The organism is Aeromonas sp. MaB10011B, assembly GCF_017939325.1.
GTDB lineage: Bacteria > Pseudomonadota > Gammaproteobacteria > Enterobacterales > Aeromonadaceae > Aeromonas > Aeromonas caviae.
In genome coordinates this window covers 286968-304542 of the sequence record NZ_JAGKRK010000078.1, presented here as the reverse complement: position 1 = coordinate 304542, position 17575 = coordinate 286968, and the positions used below count along the sequence as shown (strand labels likewise).

Genomic DNA, 17575 nt, shown 5'->3' with positions numbered 1-17575 from the left:
AACCTGACGCCCAAGGGCGAGGGCGGGGATGCGAAGGTGTACGAAGACGACCTGCTGGCGACCCGCGGCGAGAATGAGTCGGCGGGGTCGGACAGCAGCAAGGAGTCGACCACGGTGACGGGGGACTTCACCATCAGCGCGCCGGATGGGGTGAAGACCCTGAGCGTGGGTGGCATCAACATCGTGGTGAACGGGGTGGTGGCGGGCTTCCCGCTGAGCGGGGTGACCACGCCGCTGGGCAACACCCTGACCATCACCGGGTACAACCCGGCGACGGGGCTGGTGAGCTACAGCTACACCCTGAACGACAACGAGGCGCACCCGACGGCGGACGGCAACAACAGCCTGTTCGAAGACTTCGCGGTGAGCCTGGTGGACAGCGACGGGGACTCGGCCTCGAACACCCTGAGCGTGCAGATCGTGGACGACGTGCCGACGGCCAACGATGATGCTGACAGTGCTACTGAAGGTGTGTTCACTCCGGTGACGGGGAATGTGATTACCGGGGCGGGTACCATCGGCGGTACAGCCGGTGCTGGGGTGGACGTCATGGGGGCTGATGGTGCAGCAATCAGCCAGGTCGTGAGCTCGAACGGCAATTCAGACAGTAATCCTGCCGGTGGATTCACCGTGACCGGGCTGTATGGGACGCTGACCATGGGGCTGGATGGCGAATACAGTTATACGCTCACGGCGGCATCGGTTCCCGTGGGGGCCTCGGAGGTATTTACCTACACGCTCAAAGATGGCGATGGTGATACGGATCCGGCAACACTGACAATCAATATTGCTCAGGATACCCGTGTCCCTGTATTGACCATCGGCAATGCGACGGTTGATGAGGAGGGACTGCCTGAGGGGACCGCTGCCAGTGGTAATTCGGAGATATTCAATGGCAGCTTCACCATCAACACCCAGGGGGAAAATCTGACTACCTTGACCATCGGTGGGCAGGCTTACAATTTGACCAGTGGCGGCAGTCAGACCTTGATCAACAATACGGAAGGAATGCTGACGGTAACCGGTGTCAGCGGCCCCACAGCCGGTGTCTACACGGTGAACTATACCTACACGCTCAAAGACAATGTGCTGACTCACAACGTTCAGGGCAACAGTGATACAGCGAATGGTCCGAGTTTCGTCGTGTCGGCTACGGATGCCAGTGGCGACAGTGGCACGGGTAACCTGCAGGTTGTGATCAGCGATGATGCCCCCATTGCCAATGCTGTTACCAATGCAGGCCAGGCGACTCAGGTGCAGAACACGAATCTGATGTTGATCCTCGATATCTCCGGCAGTATGGGTGACCCATCGGGCTATCAAGGCATGACTCGGATGCAGGTGATGCAGAAGTCCGCGTTGGAGCTGCTGGACAAATACAGCGCCTACGGCAGCGTCATGGTCAATATCGTGACCTTCTCCACTTCAGCCGCCAATCCGACCGGGGTGTGGGTCTCGGTCGATGTAGCCAAGGCCATCATCCTTGGCCTTACCCCCACGAACTCGACCAACTACGATGATGCACTGAACGAGGCAATCAAAGCCTTTGGCGATACAGGTAAACTCGCTAATGCGCAAAATGTCTCTTACTTCATGTCGGATGGTCTGCCAAATGCCAACTCGTTGAGCGGTACCCCCGCCACAGTTCCTGATGGCAACAACTCGCTTGGCGGTGGAAACGGGATCGATGGTGACGGCACGACACTGAGCGGTGAAACCAAGGACTGGGCCGATTTCCTGACGGCGAACAACATCAATTCGTACGCGCTCGGGATGGGATCGGGAGCGACCCAGTCTGCACTGGATCCCATTGCCTACAACGGGGTCAGTGGTGCCAGCCCGGCAAATACCACCGCAGTGGTGGTGACTGACTTCAGCCAACTGACCGCGACCCTTTTGAGCACCGTGGTAGCTCCGCCCCTGGCAGGACAACTGATCAACGGGGTAGCGGCGAGTGCCGGGGCCGATGGTGGCTGGCTCAATGCCATTACCGTGGGAGGGGTGACTTATACCTACAACCAGAAGACGGGCTTCGCCGGCGTCTCGGGAGGGACATCAGCCGGGACCTTCAATACAACGACCAACGAATGGACCATTACACTTGCAGGCGGCATCCTCAAGGTGGACATGGACAACGGCGCCTACACCTATACTCCGCCGTCATCCATTCCGGTCGGGGGGATAAACCAGGTCGTAGGTTACAGTGTGATAGACAACGATGGGGATACTGCGTCCAGCACCTTGTCCATCGTTATCAACCCGGCGGTCGGTCCTACCGTAGTTCGTGATGACTTTATCATCACCAACCAGGACCCGGCGACCATTCCGGATTGGGCTCTGCTTGCCAATGACACCGGGCCTCTGGCTGCGACCCAGATGATCACGGGCGTCTCGGGAGCCGTTGGAGGGACCGTCACAGACAATGCAGGCTCGGTAACATTTGATGATACCTCCGGCAATGCGACTCCCAACTCTTACGAGGGTTCGTTCAACTACACCAATAGCACGACCACAGATACGGCCAAGGTGTATGTGGATGTGCAGAGCGGTTTGACACTTACCGGGAGCTATCTCGACGAGATCCTTATTGGGGGATCTGGAAACGATACGCTCAACGGCAATGCCGGGAACGACATCCTGCTTGGAGGACTCGGTAACGACACCTTGAATGGTGGTGAGGGCAATGATCTCCTGATCGGTGGCGCTGGCAACGATACCCTGAACGGCGGCAACGGCAATGATACGGCCAGTTACTTCGACAGCGCTGCTGGGGTCACGGTTACAGTCAATGGTGCCAGTCAGAATACCGGAGGGGCAGGGACAGACAGCCTGAGCAACATGGAAAATCTGGTAGGGTCCATGTTCAACGACAGCCTGACCGGCGATGGTAATGCCAACGTCTTGAGCGGACTGGCAGGTAACGACATCTTGAGTGGTGGTGGTGGCGACGACCTGCTGATTGGGGGTACCGGCAGTGATACCCTGACTGGTGGGGCTGGCAAGGATACCTTCAAATGGATGGCAGGTGATGCAGGAGGCACGGATACCATCAAAGACTTCACCACGGGGGCCAATGGAGATGTTCTGGACCTGAGTGAACTGCTCAGTGGTGAGCATGCCGATGCGAGCACACTGGATCACTATCTTACCTTTGCTCCTGGTCCGGGCAGTGGCAAGTCGACTCTGACCATTGATCTGGATGGAGCGGGAAGTGGCACCACGACTCATACCATCCTCTTTGACAACGTGGATCTGACGGCTGGCAAATCCAATCTGCAGATCATTCAGGATCTGCTGGATCAGGGCAACCTCAAGGTCGATCCGTAAGCAGGGTATGGGGGCCGGGTGTGCCCGGCCCCTGTTATTTGATGGAGTGGGCAGATAAGATAGCTGCAGTATCAGGAGAGGGTCACCATGCAGTCATTCAACTGGGTCGACATCGACGGCATTCGCTATAGCTGGAACGGGCAGGACAGTATCGTCTGCACCGGCCGCTTTGGCTATCAGGCCACGATGACGGGTGACACGCTCAACGGTCTGGAGCTGGAGAGCGAAGATGGTGAGGTGGCGGGGTTGCTGAATGTGGACTTTGCCGCTTCTCGTATCAGCTTCACGCCAGCAGAGGATGCGCCCCTGCCCCACATGATGGTGCTGGTCGGCCATGAGTGGGGGCAGCAGGAGTATTCGTTGCAGAGCCTGAGTGATACCTCCTTGCAGGGGCTGCTCAGCCACGGTGAGGAGCTTGACTGGGGAGCGCTGGCCGTCGTGACGACGTCCGAGCCGAATCTGCCATCACAAGGTCATGTTCTGTCGTGGGATTCGTTCCACTTTGAGGATGAGTCGCTGTTTGGCAGCCAGGCGCCTGCTCCCGTGATGACAAGTCATGGCAATTCAGGAGGAGGGGAGATCAGCATCAATATCGACATGACCAATCAGGTGCTGGACCAGATCCCGCCGACACACGATATATGAATCCCAATCGACGACATGCATAATGACCTCCATCTAAATGATGGAGGTTTTTTTATGTGGCGTCCCCTTCTTACCCTGTCCGCGCTGGTTGTCAGTGCTCCGTTGCTTGCCATCGAGGTTCCTCAGGCCCCCCATCTGGTCGTCAGTGGCTATGCGGAGCAGAAGGCTGAACCAGACATGCTGACGCTCAATGTCGCCGTCACGGCACTGGAGAAGCAGGGCATCAAGGCCAAACAGCAGGTAGATACCAAGGTAGCAGCCTTCTTTGGCCAGCTGGAGAGCCTCGGCATCAAGCGCAGCGACGTGGAGGCTGGCAATCTGGTGATCTCCCCCGAGTACCAGTACCCCCAGAACAAGCAACCCGAAATGGTGGGTTACCGTGCCCAGCGTCAGCTGGCGGTCAAACTCTACCAGCTCGACAAGTTGAGCCAGCTGATGGACACCGCCCTCAAGGCGGGTCTGGAGTCCGTGACCCAGATAGAGTACGGCCTGAAGTCACCACAGGTCATCAAGGAGCAGGCCCGGCTTGGTGCTGTTGCTGATGCCACGAGCAAGGCGGAATCCCTGGCCAAGGCTTTCGGCATGAAGCTTGGCAAGGTATATAGCGTTGAATACCGCAACAGTTCCCCCATGCCGGTCTATACCCGTGCCATGAAGGCTGCGGCAGCCCCTGCCGCCGACATGATGGAAAACAGCTATCAACAGCAGCAGATCAGCATCACTGACAATGTAGAAGCCGTCTTCCTGCTGGAATAACACAGCCCCTTTGTCCATCACTCAAACCCGAGGCAACCCCTCGGGTTTGTCATTGCAGGGGCTTGCAGGACAAGCGAGCCGCGAACTGGGTTAGGTGAAACGGGAATGGAATAAAAAATGCCGGTCAGTGACCGGCATTTTTGTTGGAGGAGGCTCGATGCCTAGCCCAGGTTGGTCGCCAGCTTGCGTTGGCTCTTCTGTTTGAGCAGATAGCCGATACCGAGTACCAGGACCCAGGCCGGGATCAGCTCGACCGAGATGCGGGTGCCGTCGTTCATGTACATGATCACCAGGATGGCGGCCATGAAGGCGAGGCAGAGGTAGTTGCCAAACGGGCTCCACAGTGCCTTGAACTTGGTGGTGACCCCTTCTGCGGCCTTCACCTTGCGGAACTTGAGGTGCGCCAGGCTGATCATGGCCCAGTTGATGACCAGTGCGGAGACCACCAGGGACATCAGCAGACCAAAGGCCTTGCCCGGGATCAGGTAGTTGATGAGCACGCACAGCAGGGTGGCCGCGGCCGAGATGGTGATGGCGGTCAGGGGCACGCCGCTCTTGTTGGTCTTGAGCAGGGCCTTGGGGCCGTTGCCCTGCTTGGCCAGGCCAAACAGCATGCGGCTGTTGCAGTAGACGCAGCTGTTGTACACCGACAGCGCGGCGGTCAGCACCACCAGGTTAAGTACGTTGGCTACCAGGTTGCTGTCGAGCGCATGGAAGATCATCACGAACGGGCTGCCGCCTTCCACTACCTTGCCCCAGGGATAGAGGGAGAGCAGTACGGTCAGGGCGCCGATGTAGAAGATGAGGATGCGGTAGATCACCTGGTTGGTGGCCTTGGGGATGCTCTTCTCGGGATTGTCCGCTTCCGCTGCCGTGATGCCGACCAGCTCCAGACCGCCGAAGGAGAACATGATGAAGGCCATGGCCATCACCAGCCCGCCGACGCCGTTGGGGAAGAAGCCACCCTGGGCCCAGAGGTTGCTGACCGTGGCCTCGGGGCCGCCGCTGCCGGAGAACAGCATCCAGCCGCCGAATCCGATCATGCCGAGAATGGCGACCACCTTGATGATGGCGAACCAGAACTCCATTTCGCCGAACGCCTTGACGTTGGAGAGGTTGATGGCGTTGATCAGCACGAAGAAGAAGGCCGCCGACATCCAGGTCGGGATCTCGGGCCACCAGTACTGGACATAGATACCGACTGCCGTCAGCTCGGCCATGCTCACCAGCACATAGAGCACCCAGTAGTTCCAGCCGGAGGCGAAGCCGGCGAAGTCACCCCAGTACTTGTAGGCAAAATGGCTGAATGAGCCGGCAACCGGCTCTTCCACCACCATCTCGCCCAGCTGGCGCATGATGAGGAAGGCGATGAAGCCGCCGATGGCATAACCCAGCAGCACCGCAGGGCCCGCCATCTTGATGGTGTCGGCAATGCCGAGGAACAGGCCAGTACCGATGGCACCGCCCAGTGCGATGAGCTGGATATGGCGGTTTTTCAAACCGCGCTTGAGCTCCTCGCCGTGTTGTTGAAGATCCATGCTTCCTTCCTTACGTCGCTGAAATCACTCGGCTCGCGTCCCGTCAGCCACAGCACGTCCTCTGCCTGGCGCGGCATCTTGTGCCGAAAACGTGACGAAATCCGTATTTATATCGTTACGGTTTGCCGCTGGCTGTTTTTTGTAGCGGCTACCAACCCGAGCAGAATAGTGATAATCGACCGACCATGCACCTGTTTTCCTCATCATCGGCTGCTGTTTTGTGCGCCATGCAGGTTTTTCATGATCTGGAAAGGGGTTTTGAGAGTGATTGCTGGTTTTATGTTCGAATGGATTTCCATATCTTGACTCTGTCCGGTTTTCATGGCGTTGTTGCCCTTTGATAAAAAGGGACTCATATGATGGAGCGCATAGTAGGTGGCCTGGTGATGGCCGTGCTCTGGCTCGGGATCTGGCTATCCCCCATGTTGCTGACGATGGCGATGAGCAGCCTTGTTGTCTGGGGCTGGTTGGGAGCGGATTACCTGGTGAATCACATCGCCATGGTGCTCATCCTTGCTGCCGGGATGGGGCTGGTGCCAGCCTGCTGGCTGAGCGAGCGAGTCCGCAAGGGCAGGGGACTCATTAATTTTCACGGCATGTTGATGAACAACAAGGAACTCAACAAGCCCTGAGCCTGCTTGCCCCGCGAGTGATGGGATGCCAGCGATGATGCTGGCATCATTTTTTCATCCTGTTCTTCTGTTTCGTTATCTTGCCACTCATCTGTTTCATGGTGCGTTGTGCTGTCACAGCCTTGCAGGTTAGCAGAGCTGGCGGCGAAGGCCGGTTGCTTCCAGGATCTTGGCGCTGATCTCCTCGACCGAGTGGGAGCTGGTATCGAGGAAGCGGATCGCCTCCTGGCGGAACAGCCTCTCGACGCTGGCCAGCTCCTGTTTGCATTGATCAAGTGAGGAGTAGCGGCTGTTGGCGCGGCGCTGGTTGCGGATCTCGTGCAGCCGCTGCGGCATGATGGTGAGGCCGAACAATTTGTGGCGATTGGCCTTGAGGGCGGCGGGCAGCTCCAGCGATCCCATGTCCTGCTCGATAAAGGGATAGTTGGCGGCGCGAATGCCAAATTGCAGTGCCAGATAGAGGCTGGTCGGTGTCTTGCCGCAACGGGAGACCCCGATGAGGATGATGTCTGCCTCGTCATACTCCCTGGTGGTGATGCCATCGTCGTTGGCCAGCGCAAAGTTGACCGCTTCGATGCGATCGTCGTAAAGCTTGCGGTTTTCCATGCCATGGGTGCGATGCAACCTAGGCTCGGCCTTGATACCGAGCTCCTGTTCGAGAGGGCTCACGAAGGTGTTGAGAAAATCGTGGCTGCTGGCCTGGGCCTTGAGCACCTCTTCACGCACCATGGGGTCGACGATGGTGTGAAACAAGATGGGGCGCACCCCGGTCTGGCGAAACTGCTCGTCAATGCGTGCCCGTACCTGGCGCGCTTTCTCCTGGGTCTCGACAAAGGGGATGGTGACCTGCTCGAAGGCCAGGGGAAACTGGCTCAACACGGCGTGGCCGAAGACTTCGGCGGTGATGGCGGTGCCGTCGGATACATAGAATACGGTGTGCACTGCGGACTCCTGTGGTGCGCTCCAGGGGGCGGCGAGAAATAAGTATCTCTCGAAACCATATCGTTTTTGTCAACAGATCTGCCATGCCCAAGTTGTGAACTCGCTTGCAAACCTGAGTCGTTACCTTTTTGTGTCGCTATTGTAGAATGCCTGTGTCAAACGACCATCCCCAACTCTTGCTCGGGGATTTTTTTGATAATAAATAGAAAACGTTTTCATGGTCGTTGGCAACAGACACTAACAAAAACACACGACTTGGCACAGCAGGTGAATTGTCACCCTGGCCCCCCAACCTGGAGACATGCAAATGCAACAGTACGTACTCTGGTACGAACAGCTCGGTATGCAGGACGTTGAACGCGTCGGCGGCAAGAATGCATCCCTTGGCGAGATGATCAGCAACCTCTCGGGGGCCGGCGTGTCCGTGCCGGGCGGGTTTGCGACCACGGCCTTTGCGTTTAACGAGTTTCTGGAGTTAAGCGGCCTCAACGGCAAGATCCATGATCTGCTCGACAGTCTGGATGTGGATGACATCGCCGCCCTCAACCGGGCCGGTCAGCAGATCCGCGACTGGGTGGTGGAAGCGCCCTTCCAGCCCGCTCTGGAGCAGGCGGTGCGCGAGGCCTATGACAAGCTGAGCGCGGGGCTCGAGGCATCCTTTGCCGTGCGCTCCTCCGCCACTGCGGAAGACATGCCGGATGCGTCGTTTGCCGGTCAGCAGGAGACCTTCCTCAACGTGCGCGGTATCGATGCCGTCATGACTGCCATCAAGCATGTGTTTGCCTCGCTGTTCAACGATCGCGCCATCTCCTACCGGGTCCATCAGGGCTATGACCACAAGGGGGTCGCTCTCTCCGCCGGGGTGCAGCGCATGGTGCGCTCGGATCTCGCAGCCTCAGGCGTCATGTTTACCCTGGACACCGAATCCGGCTTCAACGACGTGGTCTTCATCACCGGCGCCCAGGGTTTGGGCGAGATGGTGGTGCAGGGGGCCGTCAACCCGGACGAGTTCTATGTGCACAAGCCGACCCTCAAGGCCGGGCGCCCTGCCGTGGTGCGCAAGACGCTGGGCTCCAAGCTCATCAAGATGACCTACTCCGGGGATGCCGGTCATGGCCGTCAGGTGAAGGTGGTCGACACCACCGATGCCGAGCGCAACCGCTTCTGCATCACGGACGAGGAAGTGATGGCCCTGGCAAAGCAGGCCCTCATCATCGAGCAGCATTACGGTCGTCCGATGGACATCGAGTGGGCCAAGGATGGTCAGGATGGCAAGCTCTACATCGTTCAAGCCCGTCCGGAAACCGTGCGTAGCCGCCAGGAAGCCAATACCCTCGAGCGCTTTGCCCTCAAGCAAACCGGCAAGGTGCTGATCGAGGGGCGTGCCATCGGCCACAAGATTGGCGCGGGTCCGGCCCGTGTCATCTCCTCCATCAGCCAGATGGATGAAGTGCAGCCCGGCGATGTGCTGGTCACCGACATGACGGATCCGGATTGGGAGCCCATCATGAAGCGCGCTTCCGCCATCGTCACCAACCGGGGTGGACGCACCTGCCACGCCGCCATCATCGCCCGTGAGCTCGGCATTCCGGCAGTGGTGGGTTGCGGCAACGCCACCGACCACATCCAGGATGGTCAGCTCATCACCGTCTCCTGCGCGGAAGGGGATACCGGCTTCATCTATGACGGCGAGCTCGACTTCGACGTGGCGGTGACCGAGGTGGGCAACATGCCGCGCCTGCCCATCAAGATCATGATGAACGTCGGCAATCCGGACCGCGCCTTCGATTTTGCCCAGTTGCCGAATGCCGGCGTGGGCCTGGCCCGCCTCGAGTTCATCATCAACCGCATGATCGGGGTCCACCCCAAGGCGCTGCTGGAGTTCGATCAGCAGACCCCGGAACTCCAGGCCACCATCACCAGGATGATCGCGGGCTACGAGAGCCCACGTGAGTTCTACGTAGCCAAGCTGACGGAAGGGATCGCTACCCTGGCGGCCGCCTTCTGGCCTGAGCGGGTCATCGTGCGGATGTCGGACTTCAAGTCCAATGAGTACGCCAACCTGGTGGGGGGCCGTGGTTACGAACCCCATGAAGAGAACCCCATGATCGGTTTCCGTGGTGCGTCGCGCTACATTGCCGACAGTTTCCGCCCCTGCTTCGCCCTCGAGTGCGAGGCGATGAAACGGGTGCGGGATGTCATGGGGCTGACCAACGTCGAGGTGATGATCCCCTTCGTGCGTACCCTGGGTGAGGCGGAGCAGGTGGTGGAGATACTGGCTGAGAACGGCTTGCGCCGTGGCGAGCGCGGCCTGAAAGTCATCATGATGTGCGAGCTGCCTTCCAATGCGCTGCTGGCGGACAAATTCCTCGAGCACTTCGACGGCTTCTCCATCGGCTCCAATGACATGACCCAGTTGACCCTGGGGCTGGATCGGGACTCCGGGCTCATCGCCCACCTGTTCGACGAGCGAAACGAGGCGGTCAAGGCACTGCTGGCCATGGCCATCGCCGCCGCCCGCAAGGCGGGCAAGTACGTGGGGATCTGCGGCCAGGGGCCGTCCGATCACCCGGACTTCGCCGCCTGGCTGGTCGAGCAGGGGATCGATTCCGTGTCGCTCAACCCCGATACCGTGGTCGACACCTGGCTCTATCTGGCCGAGCAGCACAAGGCCGGCTGAGCCGCTTTTGTGCCTGTGTGGCGATAGCGCTGCACTGTGATAAAAGACACGGCGTCCGAGAGGGCGCCGTTTTCATGCCGGCATGCGGTGCATGTCTATGTTGTCCGATGCCTGCCTTCTCCTGCGCAAAAATGGCGTGCCAGATCATGCTGTTACGATCCACAACCTCGCCGAACTATAGGCCAATCTGAGGGCCGGGATGTCGATAAGGGCGTCGGGGGAGGCCGTGCGTGGCCATGAGCCCGAGCCGCAGGCAGGCTAGCAAGTCGCCGCCGCGCCTTGCCCCTGGGGGGCGGGAAATGTGCAGTTGCGGGCAAGCAGATCAAGTTGTGACTTTGGTCCCATTGGTTGGCATAAGTCAGGGAATGAGTGAGGCCGGTGACACTGCGCCCGATGAGAGGGCGCGAGAATGATGCCGTCATGGGCTGCAATCCAAAGCGGGTGCCTCATATTGCCTCTGCCCGGATGGAACCTGGGCAAACACAGTCGTCACCATCGCTGATAACACTCCAATCACAAATAAAGCAATAAGAGGGGTCATGGAGAGAGATATCAGTTTTTTGATGGTCGGTCTCCTTGCCATGATATCAAGGTAAGCCTTGAAAATGCTTTCTCTTGGCGCTCCTCTGTTTTAATAACGGCAATACCTCAGAGTTTAATTCCGAAAAAATTTAAAACTCATTTTTTTATCTTGCTCATTCACGTCCCTTTAGCAGAAATATGTTCATATCTCATTGTTATTAAATGATTTTATTGTTGATGAATGGCAAGGTAATTTGATTGGCATGCACTGGCGGTCTTATTATGTGAGCATAAAACGATTCAGTCTGGATACAGCAATTGAACTGATAATGGTGCCGTATGAGGGGAGATGCCGGTGGGCCAGATAGGGCATGGCTTGATAAAGAGGTAACCATGCTTGAAGTGAATGTCAGCGATGATGAGGTGACCCGTGCCACTTGCTTTTTGCCGTCATTGTGTGGTGGCTGTCGCCATATTAAGCCCAATTCATTCAGTAGGGGGGAATAGCGGGTGACGACCATCATAAGCCATAGCATCGAAGGTCATGATTATATCAGGCATACTATTGAACCCATCGCCAACCTGCATGTCGGGGATATTGTTGCAGTTGAGGTTATTTCATTTTCAGAAAAAAAAAGCTGTCTTTTCCAGAGCCAACTTCAGCAACATGACCACCTCCTACGCCGCATGGCTATTTACGCAACAACTGGTGTTCTTTAAAGATCTTAATAAAATCGACAGTCGCCTCTATCAGGCGGTGTTTCTCCGTGTCGATATGCATTTGATGGAATGCTTTATCTCTTGGGAAGATTTCGGTTCGTATATATCGAATTTTGGACTGAGTATGGCCTTTGAGATGGCGGATATTGCTGATGGTATCCCAGATTTGGCATTGAATAATATGGCGAGGCTTAGAAGATTAGGGGTCAAGTTATGGATAAACAATGCCGATGAATCCTTGTTGTCGATGGACCATGTATCCGCAGCCTTGTTCGATGGCATTAGGGTCAATAAACAGTTCTTCTGGCGCTGCTTCACCCGATGTGATGGCACCGCCATGACCAGGCTCACTGCTGACTGGGGGCATGACAATGTCATCATCGAGGGGGTCGAAAACAAGCATCACCTCTCATTCCTCAGATTACATGGCTTTGTTCAGGGGCAAGGGTTTTATTGGCGGGCCAGGTTATTACGCAACCTCATTTCGAGTCTGTGATTGATGAAAAACCTGACCGGTCCTAACGGAATTAGATGAAAACATATTATGCGTGTTTGGTCGTGATTTAAAAAATAGTTAGAGAAATGCCAGCGCTCTTCACCCTGTAAACAAGGAGCAACGGCAATGAATTACTGCATATTGATGGCTGAGATAAATATCAACGTGATGTCGTGTTGCATCAATGAATTTCCCTGACCTGAGAGAACCTTGTCGATAATATGGACAAGACGGGCAGATGCCGGCTTTATCGCGAGCGGGTCGGGGGACCATACCACAGATGTATCGAGGGTCTCCTGCATGTCTCACACCGCCCGTCCAACGACCAAATACGCCTTTAGTACCAAATATTTCTGGTTACTTGCCATGCCCATGTTGCTGGGGATCGCTGGGGTGTTTGCACTCTCTATCTTTAATCATCGCGCCGGGGTGGAGCAGAAGCTGGTGATTCTCAACCACGCCATTGCGATCGCCGAAGCGGAGAGCCTCGAACAGGTGGAGCAGGTGTTGGTCGCCGAGGTCAATGCCGACGAGCTGCGTCCTCTGACCTTCTCCGAGGAAGACAAGGCCTACAGCCGCAACCTGTGGAATGACAAGGTGACGCTCGGCGAGCAACTGAACCTGATCTACTACGCCGATGCGAGCGGACAGAGTTTTTCCAATAACGAGGAGCAGGATCTGGCCTGGGACACCACCCAGTTTGACTCGACGAATCGTGCCTGGTTCAAGGGGGCGCTCGGCACCTCCGGTTTCAGCTGGACCGGCGCTTATCCGGATGCGCTGACCGGGGCCTATACCCTGACCGTCTCCCATCGGCTAAGGCCATTTGGGGGGGGAAGGAGCGTGTCATCGGCCTCGACATCAACCTGCCCGCCTGGTCGCAGCGGCTCAGCACCATGCTCTATCGGGACAACGGCTTGAATCACCTGCTGTTTGACCGATCCAGCGGCCAGATCCTGGTCCATTCCCAGGCCGAGTTCAATGGTCAGGTCATCGCCTATCCCTGGCTAGCGCGGCTGGAGGGAGCGTCCGGCACCTTCTTCTCGGAGGAAGTCGGCCAGTATGTGGCTTATCAGGCCCTGCCGGGGCGTTCGAACCTACTGGCCATCACTATGCAGCCGAGGCGAGACGCGGTGGCCTTGGTGGGGGGCGGTGCCGTCATTGTGCTGTTGCTGTTGTCGAGCGCTCTGTTCATCGTGATGGCGATCCTCTTTCGCTTGCGGCTGTCGGCGCTGATCGGGGGGCTTATCCAGATGGTGCGCCTGCTGCGTTTGAGCTCGACGCAGGAGAGGGCGACGATGATACTGCCGGATTTCCCGGAGATAGCGGAGCTGCACGAGGAGCTGAATCTGGTCTCCGATCGCTTGCAGGCGTCGCACGATGCCGCCAACCGGGATGCACTGACCGGTCTTTATAATCGCCGCTTCCTGGATGAACGGCTCAGGCAACTGCACAGCGAGGGGAGGCCGTTCGTGCTGGCGCTGGTGGATCTCGACAACTTCAAGAGCATCAATGATGGCCATGGCCATGCCGTCGGTGATGTGGTGTTGCGCCGCTGCGCCTCGCTCGGGCAGGAGCGGCTCGCCAATGCGGCCTCCCTGTGCCGGTATGGTGGCGAGGAGCTGGTCGCCCTGTTCGAACACTGCACCCTGGCCGAGGCCGAGTGGCTGATGGCACAGTGGCGCCAGGGGGTGGGTGAGATGAGATGGCGGGATGAGGCGATGAAGGTGACCTTCAGTGGAGGCATCGGCGCGACCGAGGGGCGCACTCCGGAAGCGTTGATGGAGCAGGTGGATCAGGCCCTGTACCGCGCCAAGCAAGATGGCAAGGATCGAATCTATCGCGCCACCGGGCTTTGATGGCACAGTCCGGCAGCCCTTCTCTGTGGTGGTGCAATTGTGGGCTGGCCAGCCAGCACGATCAGGGGGCGTGACAGAGGGGGCCCGGATGCCCCTTATCGATACACTCTCACCCCTCCAGCTGTTAAGGTAGCGAGAGACAGGTTAACTGGATGGACTCATGACCCTATTGCAGTGGCACAAGGCCAGGCTGGCCCTTCACGGCAGCCAGACCCTCTTCATTCCCGATCTTGAGCTGGCGCCTCAAGCGTGCTGGGCCTTCGTCGGCAGCAACGGCAGCGGCAAGACGGCGCTGGCGTCGGCCCTGTGCGGCGAGCTGGCTGTGCGTGCCGGAGCGGTATCGGGTCGAGTCCGGGCCGAGCGACTCTCGTTCGAGTCGCAGCAACGGCTGGGGGAGCTGGACTGGCAGCGGCGCAATACCGACATGCTGGGGGAAGAGGAGGAGGCGGGGTATCGGGTATCGACCCTGATGCTGGAGGCGGGGGGTGAGGAGCATGAGGCACGCGCGCTGCTGGCCCGTTTTGGCATCGAACCCCTGTGGGATCGCCCCTATCGCTACCTCTCGAGCGGGGAGGGGCGCAAGCTGTTGCTGGCCCGGGCCCTGCTGGGGCGGCCCGAGCTGCTGGTGCTGGACGAACCCTTCGATGGCCTGGATCAGGGGGCCAGGGCTTCTTTGATGATGTTGCTGGCCGACCTGGTGTCAGAGGGGCTGCGTCTGGTGGTGATCGTCAACCGTTTTGATGAGATCCCCCCCTTTGCCACTCACCTCGGCCTGCTCGGCGAGTGTCGTCTGCTGCTGGCGGGGGAGCGCGAGGCGGTGCTCGGCAGCCAGGAGGTGGCCCAGCTGGCTCGCGCCGAAACCACGTCCCCCCGTTTGCCGCCACCGCTGACGACACCCGAGCCCTTGCCTCCCGGCCCTCGGGTCGTCATGAAAGCCATGCGTATCGCTTACGGGGATCAGGTGATCATCGACGGGCTCGACTGGACCATTGACGAGGGGGAGCACTGGCAACTGGTGGGACCAAACGGCGCTGGCAAGTCGACCCTGCTCTCCCTCATCACCGGAGATCACCCGCAAGGTTACAACAATGAGCTCCATCTGTTCGGACGGCGGCGGGGCAGCGGCGAGAGTATCTGGGAGATCAAGCGCCACATCGGGCTCGTGAGCCCGGCGCTGCATCTGGACTATCGTGTCAGCTGCCCGGTGCAGACAGTTATCCTCTCCGGTTTCTACGACTCCATCGGGCTTTATACCCGGCCGGGGGATCGTCAGCTGGCGCTGGCCAACCAGTGGCTGGCCCTGCTGGGGCTGGCCGATCAGGGGGCGCAGCCTTTCCACTCTCTCTCTTTCGGTCAGCAGCGACTGGTGCTGATCGCCCGTGCCCTGGTCAAGCATCCGCCGCTGCTCATCCTGGACGAACCCCTGCAGGGACTGGATCCCCTCAACCGTCACCTGGTACGGGAGATGGTGGCGCGCCTCGTGGGCGAGGGAACCCAGCTATTGTTCGTTTCCCATCATGCCGATGATGCGCCCCCCGGTCTGACCCACAGGCTGAGCTTCGTGCCAAGGGAGGGGGAAGGATACGACTATCTGCAGGAGCGTCTGGGGAGCTGAGCCGTCCGGGCGGCATGGTCAGAGAGGGGCTGGTTCGGCGAGGAGCGGCGGCATCCCCAGCAGCGTCCACCACAGCCCGAAGAAGAGCATGATCCCCAGCCAGAGCCAGGCCAGATAGTGACGGGTGGCGGCCATCCCCGTCACCGTCACCATGAGTGCCGCCCCGAAGGCGATGAGGGCGAACAGAAAGGGCGCCATGTTGTCCATCATGGCGGTCATTTCACCAGGGAGAGGATCTGGCGAAATGCCGGATGGCGGCAGTCCCCCATCAGCTCATAGAGGCACATCTCCACCGACGTCAGCGCAGCTCCCCTGGCCGCAAGCTGGCCTATGGCGAGATCCCGGTTGGCAGCGGAGCGAGACGACACCGCATCCACCACCAGCGAGACCCGGGCGCCGCTGGCCAGAAGCCCCAGCACGCTCTGGTAGACGCAGATATGGGTCTCGATGCCACATACCAGCCAATGCTCGACCCCGCTCTCGGCCAGCGCGGTCGCCACAGTGGGCTCCCCCAGGGCGCCGAAGCTGTATTTGGGCAGCACAAGATCGCCTGCCTGCAGCGATTGCAATTCGGGCACGGTGGCACCGAGCTTGTCCGGGTTCTGCTCCAGCCAGAGCACCGGCAGGCCCAGCGCCCGGGCCCCTTGCACCAGCCTGGCGGTATTGGCAATCAGGGCGTCGCTCTCCTCGACCAGGCGGGCCAGCTTGCCCTGGATATCGACCACCAGCAGGCCTGGGTGATGGTGTTTGTGCATTTTTTGTCTCCTTTCTCCGTTGCGGATGAGATACAGCGCCATCCTGGGAGCCATTCTCGCGTACATCTTGATACAAATTGTGAGCTGACCGACGGCGTGGGGGACACTAGGATGCCCGTCATGGAGCCCGTTTTCTCAGTTGTGGTGCGCATGACAAGGGGCGACGCATCAACCCACTACTGCGTAGTTGGACGATTTTCCATTAACGATGAGAAGTACCATGAAGAAGATAATCCTGTTCGTCTCCCTGGCTGGCCTTTTGGCCGGTTGCGCCAGCCCGGCACAACGCATGGCGGAATGCCAGGCGCAAGGGATCAGCAAGGACGCCTGCTACCAGGCCGAGCAAAACCGCCAGGCGTCCATCATGAACGCCGCCGAGAAGCAGGCCTTGGAGAACGCCAGCAAGGCGGTCAAATAATCTAACCCGACTCACTACGTGTACTTCTCAGGCCCTGGATTCACCGAATGCAGGGCCTTTTGCTGGGTGGCACTGTGCTGCGATGTGTTTGCGGCGTGTGAGGACTCAATGTAGGTCATCGCCTCGATGTTGTTGCCATCGGGATCGCGCAGGAAGGCGGCGTAGTAATTGGGGGCATAGTGGGGACGCAGCCCCGGCAGCCCATTGCAGGCAAAACCTGCCTTGATCCCCGCGTGATGGAACGCATCCACCTGGGTCGCGTCGTCGGCCCTGAATGCGAGATGGCAGGAGGCGCCCTGCTGCCCCCGCTCAATCAGGAAGCCCACGTGATCGCGGCCCATCAGGCCAAAACCGGCCGCCGTCTCATCAGACCATTTGAGTTCTATCAAAAAAGGAGCCAGTACGGTGGCGTAGAAGTGCTGACAGGAGTCAAAACGCACCACCTTGATTTCAACATGATCGAACACGGTGACTCCTTGTGTGGCCTGGGTGTAGAGCAGCCCATCAGGCCCTCATGGGAACCGTTGAAATGGGTATCGAATGACCACAATAAGTTAGTTTGACTCCAGGCAGGGAGAGGGCAAGGCGCATAACTGCGTGCTCTGTCAAAGATTTTTCATCCAGTTGCGGGATGCGCTTTGCTTCGCGCTGGCCAAGCTTGCCCGGTTTT

Annotated in this window: 15 protein-coding genes; 10 read left to right on the top strand and 5 right to left on the bottom strand. The window is 58.7% G+C overall.

The annotated features are described in order from the left end of the window. The first annotated feature begins 36 nt into the window (after nucleotides 1-36). From J9893_RS22100 to J9893_RS18985, 3 genes are all read left to right on the top strand, one after another. A complete protein-coding gene (locus J9893_RS22100; protein ID WP_210600074.1) occupies nucleotides 37-3327 on the top strand; it encodes a type I secretion C-terminal target domain-containing protein in 3291 nt (1096 codons plus the stop codon). Between the two features lie 87 nt (nucleotides 3328-3414). Continuing rightward, nucleotides 3415-3972, top strand: coding sequence for a hypothetical protein (locus J9893_RS18990; RefSeq protein ID WP_201985886.1), 558 nt, complete (start codon nucleotides 3415-3417; stop codon nucleotides 3970-3972). 54 nt (nucleotides 3973-4026) lie between these two features. Further along, entirely contained in the window at nucleotides 4027-4728 is a 702-nt protein-coding gene (locus tag J9893_RS18985; protein WP_010675156.1) for an SIMPL domain-containing protein, read from the top strand. Between the two features lie 161 nt (nucleotides 4729-4889). Here J9893_RS18985 and J9893_RS18980 read toward each other — a convergent pair whose 3' ends face one another. Continuing rightward, on the bottom strand, nucleotides 4890-6266 hold the full coding sequence (locus tag J9893_RS18980; protein ID WP_010675155.1) for an amino acid permease: 1377 nt from the start codon (nucleotides 6264-6266) through the stop codon (nucleotides 4890-4892). A 359-nt stretch (nucleotides 6267-6625) separates the two neighbouring features. Here J9893_RS18980 and J9893_RS18975 point away from each other — a divergent pair, with 359 nt between their 5' ends. Then, nucleotides 6626-6898, top strand: a complete 273-nt coding sequence (locus J9893_RS18975) for a hypothetical protein (RefSeq protein WP_052814577.1) — start codon at nucleotides 6626-6628, stop codon at nucleotides 6896-6898. Nucleotides 6899-7027: 129 nt separating this feature from the next. Here the strand turns inward: J9893_RS18975 and J9893_RS18970 are convergent, their stop codons facing one another. Next, on the bottom strand, nucleotides 7028-7840 hold the full coding sequence (locus tag J9893_RS18970) for a pyruvate, water dikinase regulatory protein (RefSeq protein WP_010675153.1): 813 nt from the start codon (nucleotides 7838-7840) through the stop codon (nucleotides 7028-7030). A 307-nt stretch (nucleotides 7841-8147) separates the two neighbouring features. Between J9893_RS18970 and ppsA the strand changes: the two genes are divergently transcribed. The 5 genes from ppsA (at nucleotide 8148) to modF (ending at nucleotide 15732) form a co-directional block, all read left to right on the top strand. After that, nucleotides 8148-10520: a phosphoenolpyruvate synthase gene (gene ppsA, locus J9893_RS18965; protein WP_048207926.1), complete on the top strand. Its 2373-nt coding sequence runs from the start codon at nucleotides 8148-8150 to the stop codon at nucleotides 10518-10520. Between the two features lie 1066 nt (nucleotides 10521-11586). Continuing rightward, complete coding sequence (locus tag J9893_RS18960; RefSeq protein WP_210600075.1) at nucleotides 11587-12258, top strand: EAL domain-containing protein; 672 nt, start codon at nucleotides 11587-11589, stop codon at nucleotides 12256-12258. 300 nt (nucleotides 12259-12558) lie between these two features. After that, the gene (locus tag J9893_RS18955; RefSeq protein ID WP_210600076.1) at nucleotides 12559-13179 is read left to right on the top strand and encodes a PDC sensor domain-containing protein; all 621 of its coding nucleotides are present in this window, start codon (nucleotides 12559-12561) and stop codon (nucleotides 13177-13179) included. Next, nucleotides 13176-14117 (top strand): GGDEF domain-containing protein, encoded by a 942-nt coding sequence (locus J9893_RS18950; protein WP_210600077.1) that lies wholly within the window; start codon nucleotides 13176-13178, stop codon nucleotides 14115-14117. Before J9893_RS18955 ends, J9893_RS18950 begins: the two co-directional genes overlap by 4 nt. A 160-nt stretch (nucleotides 14118-14277) precedes the next feature. After that, nucleotides 14278-15732: a molybdate ABC transporter ATP-binding protein ModF gene (gene modF / locus J9893_RS18945; protein ID WP_201920763.1), complete on the top strand. Its 1455-nt coding sequence runs from the start codon at nucleotides 14278-14280 to the stop codon at nucleotides 15730-15732. 18 nt (nucleotides 15733-15750) lie between these two features. Here modF and J9893_RS18940 read toward each other — a convergent pair whose 3' ends face one another. Further along, nucleotides 15751-15930 (bottom strand): hypothetical protein, encoded by a 180-nt coding sequence (locus J9893_RS18940; protein WP_223918067.1) that lies wholly within the window; start codon nucleotides 15928-15930, stop codon nucleotides 15751-15753. A 17-nt stretch (nucleotides 15931-15947) separates the two neighbouring features. Beyond that, nucleotides 15948-16487, bottom strand: a complete 540-nt coding sequence (locus tag J9893_RS18935; RefSeq protein ID WP_124813451.1) for a hydrolase — start codon at nucleotides 16485-16487, stop codon at nucleotides 15948-15950. Nucleotides 16488-16707: 220 nt separating this feature from the next. Between J9893_RS18935 and J9893_RS18930 the strand changes: the two genes are divergently transcribed. Continuing rightward, entirely contained in the window at nucleotides 16708-16905 is a 198-nt protein-coding gene (locus J9893_RS18930) for a hypothetical protein (protein ID WP_010675148.1), read from the top strand. A 14-nt stretch (nucleotides 16906-16919) separates the two neighbouring features. Here the strand turns inward: J9893_RS18930 and J9893_RS18925 are convergent, their stop codons facing one another. Beyond that, nucleotides 16920-17372 (bottom strand): VOC family protein, encoded by a 453-nt coding sequence (locus J9893_RS18925; protein WP_124813452.1) that lies wholly within the window; start codon nucleotides 17370-17372, stop codon nucleotides 16920-16922. Nucleotides 17373-17575 lie beyond the last annotated feature (203 nt).

Excerpts from the sequence above, each read along its gene's own strand:
- J9893_RS18990 (WP_201985886.1), top strand. The coding sequence starts at position 3,415 with ATGCAGTCATTCAACTGGGTCGACATCGACGGCATTCGCTATAGCTGG.
- J9893_RS18985 (WP_010675156.1), top strand. The coding sequence starts at position 4,027 with ATGTGGCGTCCCCTTCTTACCCTGTCCGCGCTGGTTGTCAGTGCTCCG.
- J9893_RS18980 (WP_010675155.1), bottom strand. The coding sequence starts at position 6,266 with ATGGATCTTCAACAACACGGCGAGGAGCTCAAGCGCGGTTTGAAAAAC.
- J9893_RS18975 (WP_052814577.1), top strand. The coding sequence starts at position 6,626 with ATGGAGCGCATAGTAGGTGGCCTGGTGATGGCCGTGCTCTGGCTCGGG.
- ppsA (WP_048207926.1), top strand. The coding sequence starts at position 8,148 with ATGCAACAGTACGTACTCTGGTACGAACAGCTCGGTATGCAGGACGTT.
- J9893_RS18960 (WP_210600075.1), top strand. The coding sequence starts at position 11,587 with ATGATTATATCAGGCATACTATTGAACCCATCGCCAACCTGCATGTCG.
- J9893_RS18955 (WP_210600076.1), top strand. The coding sequence starts at position 12,559 with ATGTCTCACACCGCCCGTCCAACGACCAAATACGCCTTTAGTACCAAA.
- modF (WP_201920763.1), top strand. The coding sequence starts at position 14,278 with ATGACCCTATTGCAGTGGCACAAGGCCAGGCTGGCCCTTCACGGCAGC.
- J9893_RS18940 (WP_223918067.1), bottom strand. The coding sequence starts at position 15,930 with ATGGCGCCCTTTCTGTTCGCCCTCATCGCCTTCGGGGCGGCACTCATG.
- J9893_RS18935 (WP_124813451.1), bottom strand. The coding sequence starts at position 16,487 with ATGCACAAACACCATCACCCAGGCCTGCTGGTGGTCGATATCCAGGGC.
- J9893_RS18930 (WP_010675148.1), top strand. The coding sequence starts at position 16,708 with ATGAAGAAGATAATCCTGTTCGTCTCCCTGGCTGGCCTTTTGGCCGGT.